Raw genomic sequence first — 18,686 nt, forward strand, 5'->3', positions numbered from 1 at the left:
AGCAGGCAGGAAGATTTACTCCGTGAGAACGTTATGACAGGATATTTTAACGCGTTCCCGACGACTAGGAGTACAAGTGACTGCGACCCAGGAACCTGTGACGCCTGCCGCCGCCTTCGACCAGCCCTACGAGTACGCCCGCGCCGAGCTGGTGGAACCCGACTGGCGCCGCTTCCCGGGCTGGCACGACGTGACCGAGGCCGAGTGGCGTGACGCGCAGTGGCAGCGAGTGCACTGCATCCGCAACGCCAAGCAGCTGCGCGCCCTGATGGGCGACCTGCTGGAGGAGCGTTTCTACGACGACCTGCTCGCCGACCAGCGCGAGCTGGCGACGATGTCGATGCTGCTGCCGCCGCAGATGATCAACACGATGGCGCCGACGGCGGGCACCGACCCGGCGAAGGTGACCGAGGCGTTCTACGCCGACCCGATCCGCCGCTACATGCTCCCGGTCAAGAGCGACCGCGACTCGACGTGGCCGAGCCACCCGCACTCGGAGCGCGACTCGCTGCACGAGGCCGAGATGTGGGTCGTGGAGGGCCTGACCCACCGCTACCCGACGAAGGTGCTGGCCGAGATGATCTCGACCTGCCCCCAGTACTGCGGGCACTGCACCCGCATGGACCTGGTCGGCAACTCCACGGAGACGGTCGAGAAGCACAAGCTCACCCTCAAGCCGGTAGACCGCCAGGACGCGATGATCGCGTACCTGAAGAAGACTCCGGGTGTGCGTGACGTGGTCGTCTCGGGCGGCGACGTGGCGAACGTGCCGTGGCCGCAGCTGGAGTCGTTCCTGATGCGCCTGATGGACATCGACACGGTCCGCGACATCCGCCTGGCGACCAAGGCACTGGCGGCGCTCCCGCAGCACTGGATCCAGCCGAAGGTCGTCGAAGGCCTCGAGCGCGTCGCGGTGACGGCCCAGCGCCGCGGCGTCAACCTGGCGATCCACACCCACGTCAACCACGCCCAGTCGGTGACCCCGCTGGTGGCCGAGGCGGCCCAGACGGCGCTGAACGTGGGTGTCCGCGACGTCCGCAACCAAGGCGTGCTGATGCGCGGGGTCAACGCGACGCCGGCGCAGCTGCTGGACCTGTGTTTCGCGCTGCAGGGCGAGGCGAACATTCTGCCGTATTACTTCTATATGTGCGACATGATCCCGAACGCGGAGCACTGGCGGGTTTCGGTGCACGAGGCGCAGGAGCTGCAGCACTCGATCATGGGGTACCTGCCGGGGTATGCGACGCCTCGCATCGTGTGCGACGTGCCGTATGTCGGGAAGCGGTGGGTGCACCAGCTGGCTGACTACGATCGGGAGCTGGGGATTTCGTACTGGACGAAGAACTACCGGACCGGTATCGAGCTGGACGACCCGGAGGCGCTGCAGCGGCGTTACCCGTACTACGACCCGATCTCGACGCTGCCCGAGGCCGGGCGGACCTGGTGGGCGAACCAGCCCCGCTGACGCCGTTGAGGGGGTGCCGCGTTCGCGGCACCCCCTCAACGCTCAGTCCAGCAAAAGCGGCGAAGGCAGCTCGTGCCCCGGGTGCATCCGCAGCAGGCCGTGCACCACACCGGCCAGTCCCGACATCAGGCTCGGGGCGAACGCCTCGCGGGCCAGGCCGCCGACCGGGCCGCGTTGTTCGAGGCTGGTCAGCAGCTCCGCGTCGATCTCGTCGCGGCTCGGGCCGTCCCACGTGGGGTCCGCCGGCCGGATCGCCTCCAGCATCTCCCACAGGCCGATGTCGCCGTGGCACAGCGTGTGGCTCCAGCCGAAACCCTCGGCCGCACTCGCGCGGGCGGCGCGGACCGCCATCTCGAGCCGCCGGGGGTCGCCCGTGCGGTGGTGCAGGTCGAGCATTGCCAGTCCGATGCCCGCGCTGCCGTGGCACCAGCTGGTGAAGAAGTCGTCCTCGCTGCCGATCCGGGCGTCGAACCAGTTGCCGGCCTCCGGCCGGTAAAGCCATTCCTGATAGGCGAAAGCCTGCTCGGCCAGCTCGTGCCAGGCGGCCCGTTCCGCCGGCGTGCCGGCTTCGCTGAGCGCGAGCCGCGTCAGCGTCCAGCCGATTCCGGTGGCGCCGTGGGCGAACCCGCCGATGCCCTCGGGGTTGAGCCGGGTGGGCCAGCGCGCGCCATGGTCCTCGCGGACCGCCAGCTCCCCCAGCCGATTGCCCACCGCCGCGGCCACCGGCAGCCACTCCGGCCGGCCGGTCGCGGCCAGGCCGAGCAGCGGGACCGCCGCGCCCGCGACGCCGTTGAGCAGGTCGACCTCGCGGTCCTCGGCGATCATGCGCCCGTCGGAGAACTGCCCGGCGCGCTCGGCCGCCCGGTCCAGCAGCCAGTCCCAGCCCAGCACCCGGTGCAGCGCGAGCCACGTCCACACCTGCGACGCCGCCCCGCTGAACGCCCCGGCCGACGGCGTCTCGGTCAGCTCCTCGACGCTCTTGAGCACCCGCAGCGCGCCGTCGAAGCACTCCTGCACTCCGGGGACTTCGTCGGCGCGGCCGGCGCGGACCTCGGCCAGGTATTCGGCCAGCGTGAGCACCACGCCGCCCTGGCCGGTGTAGAGGTCGGCGGGCAGGACCCGGATCGACCAGCCCGCCGGGGTGAACACCGGGCTGACCCAGGTGACCGTCCCGTCCGCGCCGCGGACCGCGCCGTCGCACAGCCGCCGGACCAGCTGCGCGGCCAGCGCCCGGCGGCGGCGTTCCCGGTCGCGGCAGTGCGGGTCGCGGGCGGGGTACTGGCGGCGTGAGGGCAGGGTCCGCTCGTTGAGGTAGGCCCCGACCAGCGCGTCCTGGATGATCGACTCCTCGAACGGCAGGTCGGCCTCGCGCCAGTCGGCCACCGACGCCGCGATCGCCGCGCGGTCCACCTCGAAGCTGAACAACGGGACGTCGCCGGCCTGCAGGTCGGCGATCTCCGCGTCGATCGTCGCGCGGTCCTGGGGCGCGCCGTGCAGGACCTTCGCGTTGCGCAGCAGGATGTCGCGCCCCCGCTCGGTCGCGGCCGCCTCGTCGTGCAGCGACGCCGGGTGCCACAGCATCCGGCCGATGTCGACGTAAGCCTGCGTCGGCCGCAGGATCCGGCGGGCCTCGACGCCTTCGAAGTGCCGCAGCAGGTGGAAAGCGTCACCGCCGGGGCGGGTGTCGAGCCGGTGCAGGTGCGCGGTCATCTCGCGGAAGCCCTCGACCACACGGTCCCAGTGCGCGTGCAGCACCGCCGTCGGGCTGGGGTGGTTCCCGGCGGTCGGCATCTCGACCAGGTCGACCTCCAGGCGCGCGGCCGCCGTGCCCGCGCCGGCGATGACCGGCGCCGGGATCCGGGGCTGCTGCCCGGGCAGCGCGCCGAGCCCGGAGATGTCCACCCCGCCGAGCGCGTACCCCGTGCCGCGCACCGGAAGCAGCCCGGTGCGCAGGACCGTGCGGCGGATCGCGGCGGTGGCGACGTCGACGGCGTCACCCTGGCCGCTGGCCGGGAAGTCCGCGGGCGCGTCGAAGAGCGTCTCGGCGTCCACGATGACCGGCACCGGGCCCGCGGCGATCATGTTCTCCGCGTGCATGTCGGTGCCCCCGCACAGCCGCAGGACCGCCAGCCAGTGCCCGATGTTGCGGTAGAAGACGCTCAGCTCGCGCTCGTCGGCGCAGTAGCGCGGCTCGACGAAGTCCGCCCACGCGTAGCCCTCGCGCAGCTGCACCGCGGGCACCCGGATCCGCTCGGCGAGCTCCGGCGCGCCGGGGAAGTCCTCGTAGGCGTCGCGGATCAGGGCCGCGAGCGCGACGTCGATCGCCGAGTTCCGCGGCTTGTACATGACGGTGCCGTCACCGACGTCGACGCGGCTGACCGTCAGGCCGCCCCGGTGGGTGTCGCCGCGCCCGAACGTGACCGCCCGTAGCGGCCCGCGCAGCGCGTCGGCGAACCGCGGCCGGTCCGCGGCGAGCCGGGCGGCGAACCCGGCAACAGCGGCCACCGACAACCTGGCCACTTGCGCGATACGCCGCGGAAGGACCGGGTACCGCCCCTCGAGGGTGGTCAGGTAGTCCTCCCGCGTCGCGTCCTCGACGTACTGCGCCCAGGTCGCGGCGTCGTCCCCCGCGCCGCCGGCCAGCCGCCGGGCGTGCAGCTCGATGAGGAACACGCGGGACACCTTCGCGTGCAGCGAATGGACCAGCGCGTCACTCCCGGCCGCCAGCACGACGGCGCGCTCGTCCGGCGTCAGGCCGGGAATCGCGTCGAGCTCGTCGGCCAGGCCGCCGCGCCACGGTCGCGCGAGAGCGCCGACCGGACCGCCGAACGGCAGGGTTTCGCTTTCCGCTGAATCGAGCAACACCGGCCTCCACCTGTTTGCGACCCGAGCGCGCCCGCGCACCCGGAAACCGGGAAACGCGGGCGCTTTTGGCGAGAACCGAGCTCGTCAGCAGCACCAGCTGCCGTGTGAGCCGCTCGGGCTGGAACAGAACGCGTACAGCATGTCGGTCGGGTCGACCAGCGCGGCTTCGGCGGCGTTTCCGCCGACGTACAGCGGACCGGCGGGGTTCGCCAGGCCGTGCGCCGTTTCCGAACCCGACAGCCAGCCTTCCACAATGGCAGCAGAATCCACAGTGCGCATGGAACCTCCAGGTCGACAAAAGGATGTGAACACGACCTGCGGAGTCTAGACAATCCGCATCACCCGATTCGACGACCATTCGGACGCAACCGGGGGCACATCGGGGAATCCGACCGAAGTCGGTTTTCTCCGGTTTCCGGAATTTGATCACCACGGATGATGACGGCAAAAATACCGTGATTGTTTACGTCGAGCCGAGTTCACGCTCCAGCTCGGCCGCTTCGCCGGCGCCCAGGCTCCGGTAGATCGCGAGAGCGTCGCGGAGCCCTTCTTCGGCCGCCCGGTGCTCCCCCAGTGCTTTCGCCACGCGGGCGAGCCCGGCCAGCGCCGCGGCGCGTTCCAGCGGGCTGGCGATCTCCAGCGCGAGCTCGAGCGCCTCGGTGTAGCGGCGCCGGGCTACGACCGGTTCGCCCGCGGCCAGGTGCCATGCCCCGTAGCTGTTCGAGGTGATGGTCTTGCCGAACCGGTCATCGAGCTTCCCGAAGATGTTCTCGGCCTCGTCCAGCAGCGGCCGCGCGTGCTTCAGCCGTCCGGTCTTCGTGAGGAGGTCGGCGAGTTCCCGGCGCACCGACGCCTTGCCGACGGCTTCGTCGAACGTCTCGTACAGCTCCATCGCCCGACGCAGGACTTCCTCGCCGGTGACGAAGTCGCCGAGGTGGCAGTGCACGATGCCGAGCTCGATCTGCGCCATGGCGGAACCGGCGAGATCACCGAGCTTTTCGTAGAGCTCGATGGCCGTCTCGAAGTCCGTGCGCGCTTCGGTGTACCTCCCCTGCGCCCGGTTCACACTGCCGAGCACCGAAGACGTCTGCCCCTCGCCGAGGACCTGCCCGGCCGCGCGGAAGAGCTCCCGCGCCCGCATCGCCGCGTCACGGGCGCGGGGGTAGTCGTCGGTGAACAGCCACACGTGCGCAAGCCCCTTGAGAGCGGCCGCCTGCCCCAGCCGGTCTTCCAGCTCCTCGTAGATCCCCAGCGCTCGCTCGTTCGCCGCGACGCTCCGCGGGTACTCGTCCTGGAAGTAGTCCAGGTTGGCCAGTTCGACCAGGACCCCGGCTCGCTCCCGCTCCAAACCGTCCTGTTCGCACAGGGCGAGCGCGTCGGTGAACGCCCGGCGCGCGTCGACGTGGTCCCCGGTCTGGATCCAGACTTGGCCGAGGCCGGCCCAGGCGTGCGCCTCGTCGCCGTTGAAGCCCAGCTCGGCGAAGAGCCGGCCCGCGGCGCCCAGGGCGGTCTCGGCCTCCTCGTAGCGGTCGGCGTGGAACTGCGCCTTCCCGAGCTCGAGCAGTGTCCTGGCTTCGGCCTCGGGATCCCCCCAGGCGCGGGCGCAGTCCACCGCCCGCCGGTGGACGCGCACCGTCAGGTCCCACGGTCCGCTGCGTCCCAGGTACGGGGCCAGCACCAGCGAGAAGTCCACGACCGTCTCGGGCGCTTCCGCGCTGTCCAGGCAGGCCAGCAGGTTCTCCCGCTCGGCGTCGAACCAGCTCGCCGCCGCGCGGTCGTCCCCCAGCGGAGGGAGGGATTCGTCGGCCACTTCCGTGCCGTGCGCGAGGCGGCTGTTGGCTGCTGCTCCGCAAGTCAGGTAGAACTCCAGCAGCGACTCCCGGGCCGCCGTGCGGAGACCGGGCTCGTCGTCCTCGACCCGCTCGCGTGCGTACTCCGCGATGAGGTCGTGCATCTGGTAGCGGCCCAGCGTCGGCTCCTCCACGAGGTGTTCGTGGTACAGCTCGTCGAGACGCGCCGCCGCCTCGGACGGGCGGCAGCCGCACAACCCGGCTGCCGCGAACGGTTCGAGGCTGTCGCCGGGGTGCAGACCGAGGAACCGGAAGAAGCGCTGCTGCTCGCCGGAGAGGTCGCGGTACGACAGTTCGAACGCCGCGGCGACGGCGCGGGACTGCGCGCGGATGACGGGCAGCTTGTTCGACGCCTCGGCGAGCTCGTCGGCGAGACGAGCGACGGTGAGCGCCCGTCGGTTCCGGAACCGCGCCGCCAGGATCGCCACGGCCAGGGGCAACCCGCCGGCGAGCCCGACCAGCCGGGTCAGTGCGGCCTGCTCGTTCACCGGACGGCCCGCGAGCCCGCGGAACACCGCCTCGGCTTCTCCGGTCGGCAGCGGCGGCAGATCGATCGACATCGCGTCGAGCTCGCTCAGCCTCCGCCGGCTGGTCACCAGGACCAGGCTGCGGCCCTCGCCGGGCAGCAACGGTTCGATCTGCCGGTGGTCGGCGGCGTTGTCCAGCACCAGCACCATCCGCTTGCCGCCGACCGAGCGCCGCCACAGCGCGGCGCGCCGCTCGGTTTCGGCCGGCAGGTCCAGCGGGTCCACCCCGACCGCGGTCAGCAACGCCGCCAGCGCGTCCCGCGGCGCGACCGGCTCGCGTCCGGGACTGTGGCCGTGCAGGTCGAGGTAGTGGCGGCCGTCGGGGAAGTGCGCGGCGAACCGGTGCGCCGCGTGAACGGCGAAAGCCGTCTTCCCGACGCCGGGCATTCCGTCGATGGCGTGCACGGCCACGACCGCGCCCGTCGGGTGCTCGACGGCGTCGGCGATCAGGCGGAGTTCGGTCTCGCGGCCTTCGAAGGAGTGAACATCCCGGCGCAGTGTGCTCACCGACGCGGGCGGCTCGCTCTCGGCCGGCATGTCGTCGAGGCGCTCGCGCAGGCGGATCAGCTCGTCGAGCGCCTCCGTGACCGCAAGCCGCCGCTCTTCCTTCACCGTCTCGGAACTGGCCATGTCCCGCAGGCACCGGGAGACGTAGTCGACCACGGACTGCCGCTCAGGCGGGTGCTCGCCTTGTCCGTTTTCCCATTTCGAGAGCGTGGTGTCGGAACTCTTCACGTGGCGCGCCACGACGCGCTGGGTCAGCCCGGCATCACGCCGGAGCGCCCCCAGCAACGCACCGAAGTTCCGGTAGCTCGTGTGCCAGACGTCGGCGGGAGTGGCCTTCACCCCTGCACAATCGCGCCCCGGCCGCGGAGTGCTACCACTAGCCTTCGAAACGGAGGTGGGGGCCGTGGACCGTCCGAGCTACCACACGACCGGCAACATCACCCACGACGTCGCCGGCTCGGTCGTCCAGACCGGGGTCGTGCACGGCGACATCCACGTCCACGCCGGCCGCGCGCAGCACGTGCCGCGGCAGCTTCCCCCGCCTCCGGCCCACTTCAGCGGGCGGACCGACGAGCTGCGGACGCTGACCGACGCGCTGGCCGGCAGCGACCGGCCCGGCATCGTGGTCTTGACCGGCCCGGGCGGCGTTGGGAAGTCCGCGCTCGCGGCGCACTGGCTGCACCACGCGCGCGACCGGTACCCCGACGGGCAGCTGTTCGCGGGACTGTCCGCACACGGGCCGGACGGACCTGCCGGGCCGGTCGACGTCCTCGGCGATCTGCTGCACGGGCTGGGCGTGCCGCCGTCGGACCAGCCGGCCGGGGAACCCCAGCGCGCGGCGTTGTACCGCTCACTCACGGCCGGCCGGGCGATCGCCGTGCTGCTGGACGACGCCGCCTCGAGCGCGCAGGTCGTGGCGCTGCTCCCGGGGTCCCCGCGGAGCGCGGTGGTGGTGACCAGCCGACGCCGGCTGAGCGGACTCGTCGCACACGGCAGCGTCGCGGTGCCCGTGGGCGCCTTGCCGCCGGACGCGGCGGTGCAGTTGCTGGGCCGCGCGGTCGGCCGGGAACGGGTGCTCGCCGAGGCGGAGTCGGCGCGCGCGGTCGCCGAACTGTGCGGTGGCATGCCGATCGCCCTGCACATCGCCGCGGCGCGGCTGGTGGTCCGGCCGCACTGGCCGGTGGCGGCCGTCGCCGGGGAGCTCGCCGACGAACGCCGCCGCCTGGGGGCTCTCGTGGACGAGGACGGGGCGCTGTCCGTGGCGACGTGCTTCGATCTCTCCTACCGCGGGCTTCCGCCGGTCGCGGCTCGTCTCTACCGGCTGCTCGGGCTGTACCCCGGACCCGACTTCGGCGGTGGTGTCGCGGCCGCGCTGGCCGGCACGCCGGTGGCGGAGGCGGACCACGTCCTCGGCCTGCTGGTCGACGCGAAAATGATCACCGACATCGCGTTCGACCGCTACCGCCTGCACGACCTGGCGCGCCTGCACGCCCGGCGCTGGGCGGAGCGGGAAGATCCGCCCTCCGACCAGGAGCAAGCCGTGAGGTCGGCCCTCCAGTGGTATCGCGACCGGGCCGCGTCGGCCGACGGCGCGGCGACACCGCTGCGCTCGCGCCTCGCTCCCGTGCCGGAACCGGCGGAGTTCACGGCACGGGGACCGGCGCTGGACTGGCTCGAGCGTGAGCTGCCGAACCTGACCGCCTGCCTGCACACCGCGTTCGCCCGCGGCTGGGACGAGCTGGTGTGCCGGCTCTACGACGCGCTTTGGGGTTGTTCCTCTACCGCGGCCACTACGCGGAGTGGATCTGTGCCGGCGCGATCGCCGTGGAAGCCGCCGCCCGGTCCGGGGACGTCCGGGCCGAAGTGCGCATGGTGAACCAGGCCGCCGCCGTCCACCTGCGCATCGGTGAGCCGGAGCACGCGATGGAGCCCTACCGGCGGGCGGTGACCCTGGCGCGCTCGACCGGCGACTGGGCCGGCGAGGCCACCGCGCTGGAGGGACTGGGCGCCGCGACGCACGCGAGCGGCCGCGTCGCCGAGGCGATCGAGCACTACCGCGACGCCCTCGAGCTGAACGAAGCGCACGGACGGCACCGCGGGACCGCGCTCCTGCTCGGCTACCTCGGCCACGCGCTCGCCGAGCAGGGCAACGCGGACGCCGCCGTCGACCACTTCGAGCGGTCGGCACGGCTGGCGGAGTCCCTCGGGGACTTCCACTGCCAGGCCCAGGCCGTCGCTGGCCTGGGCGCGGTTCACGCAGCCCGCGGCGCCCACGCCGAAGCCGTGTCCGAGCTGCGGCGTGGGCTGCGCTCGCTCCCGTCGTCGGAGGCCGCCGCGCTGCGGGTCCCCGTGCTGGAGAAGCTCGCCGAGGTCCTGGCGGATTCCGGCGACCCCGAAGGCGCGCGGCGGTACTGGGAGGACGCACTCGCCGCGTACGCCGCCATGGACGACCCGCACGCCGAGCGGGTCCGGGCCCGGCTCCGGGCGCTGCCGCCGCGCGCGGACTGAGTGCCGGGTCACCCGATCGGCTCCGGCAGCGGAGCCGGTGACACCGGCACGCCGTGCACCGGCTCGGTCAGGCCGAGCAGGTCGTAACAGGTGCGGCGGAGGATAGCCAGTGACTGTCCGGGCCGGGTGGTGATGGCCCGCACCAGCGTCGCGCGTTCGTCGTCGGTCGGCGGTCGCACCCGGGACACCTGCGGTGCCAGGGGACTGTCGAGGTGCAGCGGGGTCGCGATCCTCGACAGCGCCTCGGCGGGGCTGCCCGGTCGCACACCGGCCGCCGGGCTCATCAAGGTGGGCACGCCGAGCGCGCCCGCGTACTGCAGAACCGAGCCGAAGTCGCCGACCGCGACGTCGGCGGCGACGAGCGCACTCCGCCAGCCCTCTTCCGGCGGCAGCACGACCAGCCCGTGGTCGCGGGCCCGGGCCAGCCAGGCGAGCACCTGCCGGCGGCTGTACGCGTGCCAGATGAAGGGGTGGAGCACCGCCACCACCACGTGTTCCGAGCGCGGCAGCTCCAGCATCAACCGGGCGAAGATCGTCGGATCCGTGCCGAAGAGGGAGTGCTTCGACCAGGTCGAGGTGGCCACCACGACCCGCTGCGCCGGCGACGCGCCGAGCTCCCGGCGGTACCGGTCGCGGTAGGCCCGGCCCGCCAGCATCCGATCGAACGACGGGTCACCCGCGACGACCGCACTCGGCAGCGCCTCGGGACAGGCGTCGGCCAGTGCGAGCTTCTCCTCGTCGGTCGCCAGGGCCAGCGTCGCGGGTACCTCTTCGCCGTGGTAACGGTTGAAGTCACCGTCGTGCCCGGTCCGGGAACCGAGGCTGCTCGCACCGTGGGGCATCAGGAGGACGGGCCCGTCCAGCTCAGCGACCCCCCACCGGCAGGCCGCGAGCACGAGGTCGAACCGCGTGGTCACCGCCTGCCGCCACGGGATGGACAGCCCCCCGAGCCGGCGGACGTACTCGCCGATGCCGGCCCACCGGTACCCCGTCTCCGGGACCGTCAGCAACACCTGGACGCGCATGTCGCTTTCCAGCGCGGGCAGGACGTCCAGCAGTCGCTCCCCCGCCTGGACGTGCGGGACCACGGCGAGCACCCGCTTGACCCCCGGACGGCTTATCCAGTACTCCGCGACGCGGTCGCCGGCGACGATCACCCGGTCGGCGACCGGCGGGTGTGCGTCGAAAGCGGGGTTCGGTGTGGACACGGGGATCTCCTCTGCTCCGGCTGCCCGGAGCGCGGCGTGGCGCCGGGGCAGCGTTGACGGAGGAATCGTGAGGCCGTTCTCGGGGCTGCCGGGCGAGCGCGGGAATTCCCGTGCTCGAAGACCCGTCGTGCCTGGTGGGGGCATTGTCGCCGGCGGACGGCGCGAAAGTTCCGGGAATGGCATGCGTTCAGCCGCCCTTCCCACACGGATGAATCTCGATGCGGCCGAGGCTGGTGACCGTCTTCGCCTCGTTCATGCCGGTGACCTCGACCGCGATGCCGAGCCAACCCTGCGCGTCGATCTCGGGAACCGGGCCGACCCGGCCGGTCCACCGGGTTTTGCCGTCGGAGTCGTGCATCGGCAGCGTGAACGTGCTGCCGGGGGCCGTCACCTGGATCACCGCCGACTTCGCGCGGGGCGAGACGGTCACCCCCACGAGCGAGGAGGTCGGTTCGTTCCCGCACTTGCCGTCGTCCGCCTCGGCGATGCGCCGGTACTGGACCCACGAGCCGGTGACGGCCGGGGGCGCGTCGTCCTCGCCGCTGGCCTCGGGCGCCCCGGAAGTCGGCGGCGTGGTGCCGGTCGGTGACGGCGGCGCCTGGACCGGCGGCGGGGCGGTGCTCGTGCCGGGTGTCGGCTCGGGTGTGGGGGTCGGGCCCGGGCTGGAGGTGGCGGAGAGCGAAGTCGCGGGAGCGGCGATCGGCGGCCGCGGCGCCGGGCTCGGGGACGTGCCGGCCGGAACGAGCACGACCACCAGCGCTACAAGGGACACCCCGGCGGCCATCGTGGCCTTCGGGTACTTGAGCGCGGCCGCCACCCGATCGAGCAGGTGTCCGGCCAACGCGAGGCCGGGGATTCCCAGCAGGAGCCTCAACAGGGCTTTCCGGTCCTCACTGCGTTTCCTGCAGGGTCGGCATTTCCTGAGGTGCTTGCGGATCTCCCGCAGGAGTTCCGGGGAGTCCTTGTACCCCTCGGCGAGTTCGGCCGGTTTCTGGCAGTCGCGTGGCCAGTTGATGAGCACCACGGCCGTGGCGGCCTCTTGGAGCGCTTCCCGGCCCCGGCGGCGTGCATTCTTGAGCTTGGAGAACGGCATGCCGAGCCGGGTGGCCAGTTGGCGTTCCGTGATGCCCGTCAGCGGCACCTCGAAGAAGAGATCGATGTCCTCCTGCGGAACTCCGCCGAGGAAGCTCCAGACCCGGTCGAGCAGCTCGGCGAGCTTGATCCGTGCTTCCCGGTCCGAGCCGGCCGGCAGTTCGACGCGCTCCCAGTCGACGTCGCTCATGACTTTCCGGATCTTCTGCTGCCGCCGCACGAAGTCCTGGGCCGTGGTGATCGCGACGCGGCAGAGCCATGCCGCCGGATCGCGCACGATGCCGACGGGAAAAGTCCGCAGCGCCTTGAGGACGGCGTCGTGAGTCACGTCGTCGACGTCCTGCTCGTTCTTGACGATCCAGAGGCATGCCGCGCGCATGGCGGGCCAATGCTGTTCAATGGCTCGAACGGCTTCGCGGTCCCGAGCGGACCGCGCGTTTTCAGGTGATTCCACAACGTCTAGACGTTGGGAGTCCGCCGCTGGGGCGACTGCGGAAAAAACATCACACCTTAGGCTCGATTTCCGGGCAAGTACGTCACAGCCGTACCCGACACGCTGACGCGTGATCCTTTTCCCGCCACCAAAAGGGTGGTAGTGCCGGTCAGCGGTAGGGACGAAAGAAGTCCCGTAGCTCCTGGGCGTAGATCTCCGGCTCCTCGAACGCCGCGAAGTGCCCACCCCGAGCCGGTTCCGAGACGTGGACGGTGTTCGCCATGCGGTCCAGCCACTCCCGCGGCGGGAGCACGACGTCGCCCGCGAAGAGAGCGAAGCCGGACGGGACCTCGACGCGGCGGGCGAGCTGGGCCGGGGCGATCCGGGCGTTCGCGCGGTAGGTGCGCATCGACGAGCCGATCGTCTCGGTCAGCCAGTACAGCGTCACATTGGTCAGGATTTCGTCGCGGGTGAACGGGAAGCCGTCGCTCCACGCGTGCAGCTTCTCCACGATCCACGCCGCCAGCCCGGCCGGCGAGTCGTTCAGGCCCATCGCGGCGGTCTGGGGTTTTGTGCGGTGGATCGCGGCGTACGCACCTTCGGACGCGCCCCACGCCGCCGCGTTCGTCAGCCACTCGCGCTCCGGTGGGGTCAGCTCCGCCGGATCACCGGAGAACACCGGGAGGCCCGCGTCCGTGCGGTGGACGGCGGCGACCCGATCGGGGTGATCGAGGGCCAGGTAGCGGCTGACGTGGCTGCCCATGTCCCCACCCGCCGCGCCGAAGCGCTCGTACCCCAGCTGCGTCATCAGCTCGGCCCACAGGCCGGCGACGGCGATCGAGTCCAGCGGCGCGCCCGGCCGCTCGGAGTACCCGAAGCCCGGCATGTCCGGCACGACGACGTCGAAGGCGTCGGCGGGGTCACCGCCGTGCGCGGCGGGGTTGGTCAGGAGCGGGACCACCTTGGTGTACCGCCAGAAGGAGTCCGGCCAGCCGTGGCAGAGCACCAGCGGAAGCACGGGCCCGGCCGGCTCGACGGCCCGGACGTGCGCGAAGTGGATGCCGAGGCCGCCGACCGGGGTGCGGAAGCGCGGGATGGCGTTCAGCTCGGCCTCGCGGGCGGGCCAGTCGAAGCCGTCCGCCCAGTAGGCGACGAGCTCACGGAGGTAGCCGAGGTCGGTCCCGATGGACCATCCGGCGTCTTCCGGAGCGTCCGGCCAGCGCGTGGCGCGGAGTCTCGTGCGGAGGTCTTCGAGGACCGCCGGAGCGGTCTGCGGGGCGAAAGTCTCCATGGGACGACTCTACGAGCAGAGCAGGGCTGAACTCCACAGTGGACAACTCAGGTGACGGACCTCAGCAACGCCACCACCGCCGCTGACTTCGTGTCGTCCAGAAAGCGCAGCCCCATGAAATTGTCGCCCGGTGTGAAGCCGGGCAACGCCCAGATCGCTTCGTACGGCATTCCGACGCGCCGGTAGTGACGCAGGCTGTAGACGTTGCTGAACAAGCACTTCCCCGGATCCGGGTTCCACAGCCGCCGCGCGAAGGCCGGGTTGCGGAAGCCGTGTCCGACTTCGGCTGTGGCCTGGACCTGCTTGCGGCCGGTGAACAGCACCACGTCGCCCGTGGTGACGGTGTCCATCCGGCGGTCGTACTTGTCCTTGGCGCCCCAGAACCGCGCCCGGCCGGCGGGGTGCAGCGCGGTCAGGCGCGCGAGGTCCGCCGGGTCCAGCAGGTCGGCGAGCGCGCCGAAGTCCACCGTCTTCTCGAGCGACTCCGCCCCGTAGCGGCGGGCGTCGGGCGTGCCGTAGGACGGCTGGATGAAGACCTGGACCACGGCCCCCTACGGTACTCAGCCGCCGTGGGTGGTTTCGCTCTGGTAGGTCGTGTACGTATACGGGTTGTCCAAGATCTTCGCCTCCGGGATGTCCGGGTTCATCCCCTGCCGCCACGCCTCCTCGCCCAGCTGTCCGCGCAGGTACTCGACCGTCGACTCCACCTCGCGGCGGACCGCCGGCAGATCCACCTCCACCAGACGGCCGTCGCGCTTGACCACGTTGCCGTTGACCAGGACCGTGTGGACGTCGCCGCGCTGGGCCTGGAATGCCACGTGGCCGTACGGGTTCAGCAGGGGGAACGACGCCGGTGAATCCTCGTTCTTCAGCAGCACCACGTCCGCCTTCTTGCCGACCGCCAGGCTGCCGATGTCCGTGCGGCCCAGCGCGGCCGCGCCGCCGCGGGTGGCCCACTCCACCACCTGCTCGGCCCGCAGCGCCGCGTGCGTGACCGTTTCGCCCTTCGCGTGGGCCTCCAGGTGCTCGCGGGACCGGTCCGCGCCCAGTGTCGCGCGCATCGCCGAAAACAGGTCGCCGCTCCACCAGACCGAGGTGTCCATCGACAGGGACACCGGGATGCCGTACTGCCGCAGCGCCCAGGTGGGCGGGTAGCCCTGGCCCGCGCTCTGCTCGCTCTCCGTCGACACCGACACCGACCCGCCGGTCGCGGCGATCCGGTGGTAGGAGTCGGCGGCCAGGGACGCGCTGTGCACGTAGATCGTCGACGGCGTCATGAACCCGTGGTCGTGCATCAGCTTGATGCCTTCGTCACCGGTCGCGCCCCACACGCCCGCGTGTGTCGTCACCGGCACGCCCAGCTCGCGCGCCACCTCGAACGCCGCCTTCTCCGGGAACGCCGGGTCGCCGGTGACGTCGAACGCGAGCTGGAAGCCCAGGTCGCCGCCGGTGCGGCGGGAGACGAAGTCGCGGAACTCCGGGGTGCCGGTCCAGTTCGCCGGTGAGTCCTGGATGTTGCCGTAGGCCAGCACGAACCGGCCGGGCACCGACTCGAGCGCGTCCGCGGCCGCGTCGGCGTGCTGGGTCGTCTGCAGGCCGTGTGACCAGTCCACTGTGGTCGTGACGCCTGCTTCGAGGGCTTCGAGCGCGCCCAGCCGGTTGCCCGCGTAGATGTCCTCGGGGCGGAACACCTTGCCCCATTCGAGGTAGTACCAGACGAAGTACTGCGTGAGCGTCCAGTCGGCGCCGTAGCCGCGCATGGCCGTCTGCCACAGGTGCCGGTGGGTGTCGATCATGCCCGGCATGACGATCCCGCCGGTCGCGTCGATCTCGGTCGTGCCCGGCGGCACCTCCAGCGCGGGCCCGATCGCGGTGATCCGGTCGCCGGTCACCAGGACGTCCTCGCCGGTGAGCACCCGGCGGGTGTCGTCGAGGGTCAAGACTGTGCCGCCTCGCAGGACGATCGATCCGGACATCGCTGCCTCCAGTCGCGTACACTCGTCCGCTCTACGGACACTCGACGGTGGAGACACCCTTGCCCAGTGCCGCGCCGGTGTCAATCCCCACCGCTACGCTGCCGGGAAGGACCGCTGCAGGAGGAGGACGCGCATGCCACGCGAGGGAACGGGGCCCGACTTCATCGAAGCGCTGGCCCGCGGGCTCGAGGTGATCACCGCGTTCCGCCCCCACCAGCGGGAGATGACGCTCGCGGAGGTGGCGAGCGCGGCGAACCTGGCCCGCCCGACCGCGCGGCGGATCCTGCTGACACTGGAAGAGCTGGGTTACGTCCGGGCGAGCGGACGCGGGTACACGCTCACCCCGCGCGTGCTCGACCTCGGCGTCGCCTACGTGCGCTCGACGGGCCTGTGGGACGTCGCCCGCCCGCACCTGGAACGCCTGGTCGCGCGCACCGGCGAGTCGTGCTCGATCGCCCAGCTCGACGGCTCCGACATCGTCTACGTCGCCCGCGTCGCGGTGCCGAAGATCGTCGGGCTCACCGTGCAGATCGGCACCCGGTTCCCGGCCCTGCCGACGTCGCTGGGCAAGGTCCAGCTGGCCGCGCTGCCGCCGGACGAGCTGGACGCGGTGCTGGCCGAGCCGACCCGGTCCGGGCTCGTCGCGCGCTGGCAGCCCGACCGCGCCGAGCGTGACGCCGCGCTGCGGGAGGTCCGGGCCCGCGGCTGGGCGCTCACCGACGAGCAGCTCGCGCTGGGCATCCGCTCGGTCGCCGCGCCGCTGCGCGACGGGTCCGGGCGGGTGATCGCCGGCGTCAACGTCAACTGCCACGCCGCGGAGACGTCCGTGGAGCGGCTCCTGGACCACCACCTGCCGCTGCTGCTGCAGACCGCGGGGGACATCAGCGCCGACTTCGCCCGGCTGGACGAGGTCCCGCACGTCACCGTGCCCGCCGTGTCTTGACCACCGGCGCACTTGAAGAGCAAACTGCGGACAGGAGTCCGTCAGACGGACAGAAGGGTGGTTCCGGGTGGATTCCAGCACAACGGGCCCGTTGTCCGGGCTGCTGGTCGCGGACTTCTCCCGGGTGCTCGCCGGCCCGTACGCCACGATGCTGCTCGCCGACCTGGGCGCCGACGTCGTCAAGGTCGAAGGCCCGCAGGGCGACGAGACCCGCACCTGGATGCCGCCGGTGCGCGGGGACGTCTCCACCTACTACCTCGGCGTCAACCGCGGGAAGCGGTCGATCGCGCTCGACCTGCGCGAGGAAGCCGACGCCGCGGTCGCGCGCGAGCTGGCGGCCCGCGCGGACGTCGTCATCGAGAACTTCAAGCCCGGCGGCCTGGCCAAGTACGGCCTGGACTTCGACGCGGTGAAGCAGGCCAACCCCGCGACCGTCTACGCCTCGATCAGCGGCTTCGGCTCCGGTGAGGGACGGCACGTCCCCGGGTACGACCTCATGGTGCAGGCGATCTCGGGGCTGATGAGCCTGACCGGCGACCCGGACGGCCCGCCGTACCGGGCCGGGATCTCGGTGTTCGACGTGATGGCGGGCAACCACGCGGTGATCGGCATCCTCGCCGCGCTGCGCCACCGCGACACGACCGGCGAGGGCCAGCACGTCGAGGTCAACCTGCTGTCCTCGGCGCTGACCGGCCTGGTGAACCACAGCTCGGCCTACGCCGCCGGCGGGGTCGTGCCGTACCGGATGGGCAACGCCCACCCCAGCGTCTTCCCGTACGAGCCGCTGCCGGCCGCCGACACCGACCTGATCGTCGCCGCGGCCAACGACGGCCAGTTCCGGCGGCTGTGCGAGGTCCTGGAGCTGCCGGACGTGCCGGACGACCCGCGGTTCGCCCGCAACGCCGACCGCACGCGCAACCGCGAGGAGCTGCGGCCGATCCTGGTGGAGCGGCTCGGCCGGAAGACCGCGGTGGAGTGGTTCGACGCGCTCACGAAGGTCGGTGTCCCGTGTGGACCGATCAACACCATCGACGGCGGGTTCGCGATGGCCGAGCGCTTCGGGCTCGACCCCGTCGTCGAGGTCGGCGAGGGCGAGCGGGCGGTTCCCACGACCCGGCACCCGATCCGGTTCTCCGCGACACCCGCGGCCTACCGGCTGCCGCCGCCGGAGCTCGACGAACACGGCGCCGAGCTGCGCGCCTGGCTGACGGAGACCACGGATGACTGACCCCGTTTACGAAACCGCGCTCGGATCGTCCACGAAGGACAAGATCACCCTGCTCGGCCAGGACCTCGCCGAGGACGTGATGGGCACCGTCGGGTTCGGCGAGCTGGCGTTCTGGCTCGCGACCCAACGACGTCCGTCCCAAGGCGAGACCCGGGTCTTCGAAGCGGTGCTGGCGGCGCTGGCCGACCACGGCTTCACCCCCACCGCGATCGTCACCCGGCTGACCTACCTGTCCGCGCCCGACTCGGTCCAGGGCGCGCTTGCGGCCGGGCTGCTGGGCGGCGGGTCGCGGTTCCTCGGCGTCACCGAGGACTGCGGCCGCTTCCTCCACGACGTCCTGTCCGCCGCCGACGAGCAGCCGACCGATGAGCCGGGCTGGGACGCGCTCGCGCTCAAGACGGTGGAAGCCGTTCGCGCGCAAGAGAAGTACGTTCCCGGGCTCGGGCACCACGTGCACAAGGACGGCGACCCGCGCACCCGGCGGCTGTTCGACATCGCCGCAGAGGAGGACCTGCGCGGCCCGCACCTGGAGCTGTTCGCGGCGATCGGCCGGGTGCACCCGCAGGTGCTGGGCAAGACGCTGCCGCTCAACGGCGCGGGGGTCTGCGGCGCGGCGCTCGCCGACCTCGGGCTGCCGCTGCCGCTGCTGCGCGGGTTCGCGCTGCTGGCCCGGACCGCCGGGCTGATCGGCCAGCTCGCCGAGGAGCTGCGTCACCCCGTGGCGAACGACATCTTCCTGTCGGTCGACCTGAACAACCGGCCGGTCGCACCGGACCCGGAACCCTGAGAGGAA

14 protein-coding genes are annotated in these 18,686 nt (G+C 72.0%); 6 read left to right on the plus strand and 8 right to left on the minus strand.

Features of this window, described 5'->3' with window-relative positions; genetic code table 11:
- The first annotated feature begins 76 nt into the window (after nt 1-76).
- Nucleotides 77-1,465 carry a KamA family radical SAM protein gene (locus ACZ63J_RS06550; protein WP_465339556.1) on the plus strand — a complete coding sequence of 463 codons (1,389 nt, stop codon included), beginning with the start codon at nt 77-79 and terminating at the stop codon, nt 1,463-1,465.
- A 42-nt stretch (nt 1,466-1,507) separates the two neighbouring features.
- On the opposite strand, the gene ACZ63J_RS06555 is transcribed toward ACZ63J_RS06550, so the two are convergent.
- The 3 genes from ACZ63J_RS06555 to ACZ63J_RS06565 form a co-directional block, all read right to left on the minus strand.
- On the minus strand, nt 1,508-4,330 hold the full coding sequence (locus ACZ63J_RS06555; RefSeq protein ID WP_465398370.1) for a type 2 lanthipeptide synthetase LanM family protein: 2,823 nt from the start codon (nt 4,328-4,330) through the stop codon (nt 1,508-1,510).
- Between the two features lie 84 nt (nt 4,331-4,414).
- Nucleotides 4,415-4,609, minus strand: a complete 195-nt coding sequence (locus ACZ63J_RS06560; protein WP_465305013.1) for a DUF6229 family protein — start codon at nt 4,607-4,609, stop codon at nt 4,415-4,417.
- Nucleotides 4,610-4,793: 184 nt separating this feature from the next.
- Entirely contained in the window at nt 4,794-7,553 is a 2,760-nt protein-coding gene (locus ACZ63J_RS06565; RefSeq protein WP_465398371.1) for an ATP-binding protein, read from the minus strand.
- Between the two features lie 64 nt (nt 7,554-7,617).
- Here ACZ63J_RS06565 and ACZ63J_RS06570 point away from each other — a divergent pair, with 64 nt between their 5' ends.
- On the plus strand, nt 7,618-9,090 hold the full coding sequence (locus tag ACZ63J_RS06570) for an AAA family ATPase (protein ID WP_465398372.1): 1,473 nt from the start codon (nt 7,618-7,620) through the stop codon (nt 9,088-9,090).
- A complete protein-coding gene (locus tag ACZ63J_RS06575; RefSeq protein ID WP_465398373.1) occupies nt 9,084-9,722 on the plus strand; it encodes a tetratricopeptide repeat protein in 639 nt (212 codons plus the stop codon). The genes ACZ63J_RS06570 and ACZ63J_RS06575 overlap by 7 nt, the downstream gene beginning before the upstream one ends.
- Before the next feature lie 8 nt (nt 9,723-9,730).
- Here ACZ63J_RS06575 and ACZ63J_RS06580 read toward each other — a convergent pair whose 3' ends face one another.
- The 5 genes from ACZ63J_RS06580 to ACZ63J_RS06600 form a co-directional block, all read right to left on the minus strand.
- Entirely contained in the window at nt 9,731-10,930 is a 1,200-nt protein-coding gene (locus tag ACZ63J_RS06580; protein ID WP_465398374.1) for a hypothetical protein, read from the minus strand.
- 187 nt (nt 10,931-11,117) lie between these two features.
- Entirely contained in the window at nt 11,118-12,701 is a 1,584-nt protein-coding gene (locus ACZ63J_RS06585; RefSeq protein WP_465439341.1) for an RNA polymerase sigma factor, read from the minus strand.
- Nucleotides 12,625-13,746 (minus strand): epoxide hydrolase family protein, encoded by a 1,122-nt coding sequence (locus tag ACZ63J_RS06590; protein WP_465398376.1) that lies wholly within the window; start codon nt 13,744-13,746, stop codon nt 12,625-12,627. The genes ACZ63J_RS06585 and ACZ63J_RS06590 overlap by 77 nt, the downstream gene beginning before the upstream one ends.
- A gap of 47 nt (nt 13,747-13,793) precedes the next feature.
- Nucleotides 13,794-14,291, minus strand: a complete 498-nt coding sequence (locus ACZ63J_RS06595; RefSeq protein WP_465398377.1) for a hypothetical protein — start codon at nt 14,289-14,291, stop codon at nt 13,794-13,796.
- 15 nt (nt 14,292-14,306) lie between these two features.
- A complete protein-coding gene (locus ACZ63J_RS06600) occupies nt 14,307-15,722 on the minus strand; it encodes an amidohydrolase family protein (RefSeq protein ID WP_465398378.1) in 1,416 nt (471 codons plus the stop codon).
- 133 nt (nt 15,723-15,855) lie between these two features.
- On the opposite strand from ACZ63J_RS06600, the gene ACZ63J_RS06605 reads away from it, so the two are divergent.
- From ACZ63J_RS06605 to ACZ63J_RS06615, 3 genes are all read left to right on the plus strand, one after another.
- Nucleotides 15,856-16,665, plus strand: a complete 810-nt coding sequence (locus tag ACZ63J_RS06605) for an IclR family transcriptional regulator domain-containing protein (protein ID WP_465398379.1) — start codon at nt 15,856-15,858, stop codon at nt 16,663-16,665.
- Nucleotides 16,666-16,732: 67 nt separating this feature from the next.
- Nucleotides 16,733-17,893 (plus strand): CaiB/BaiF CoA transferase family protein, encoded by a 1,161-nt coding sequence (locus ACZ63J_RS06610; protein ID WP_465398380.1) that lies wholly within the window; start codon nt 16,733-16,735, stop codon nt 17,891-17,893.
- Nucleotides 17,886-18,680, plus strand: a complete 795-nt coding sequence (locus ACZ63J_RS06615) for a citryl-CoA lyase (protein WP_465398381.1) — start codon at nt 17,886-17,888, stop codon at nt 18,678-18,680. The genes ACZ63J_RS06610 and ACZ63J_RS06615 overlap by 8 nt, the downstream gene beginning before the upstream one ends.
- Nucleotides 18,681-18,686: the final 6 nt, after the last annotated feature.

It is taken from the genome of Amycolatopsis sp. NPDC104863, from assembly GCF_055582965.1.

Coding starts and splice junctions, on each gene's coding strand:
- ACZ63J_RS06615 (WP_465398381.1), top strand. CDS start 17,886: ATGACTGACCCCGTTTACGAAACCGCGCTCGGATCGTCCACGAAGGAC.
- ACZ63J_RS06605 (WP_465398379.1), top strand. CDS start 15,856: ATGCCACGCGAGGGAACGGGGCCCGACTTCATCGAAGCGCTGGCCCGC.
- ACZ63J_RS06560 (WP_465305013.1), bottom strand. CDS start 4,609: ATGCGCACTGTGGATTCTGCTGCCATTGTGGAAGGCTGGCTGTCGGGT.
- ACZ63J_RS06575 (WP_465398373.1), top strand. CDS start 9,084: ATGGTGAACCAGGCCGCCGCCGTCCACCTGCGCATCGGTGAGCCGGAG.
- ACZ63J_RS06600 (WP_465398378.1), bottom strand. CDS start 15,722: ATGTCCGGATCGATCGTCCTGCGAGGCGGCACAGTCTTGACCCTCGAC.
- ACZ63J_RS06590 (WP_465398376.1), bottom strand. CDS start 13,746: ATGGAGACTTTCGCCCCGCAGACCGCTCCGGCGGTCCTCGAAGACCTC.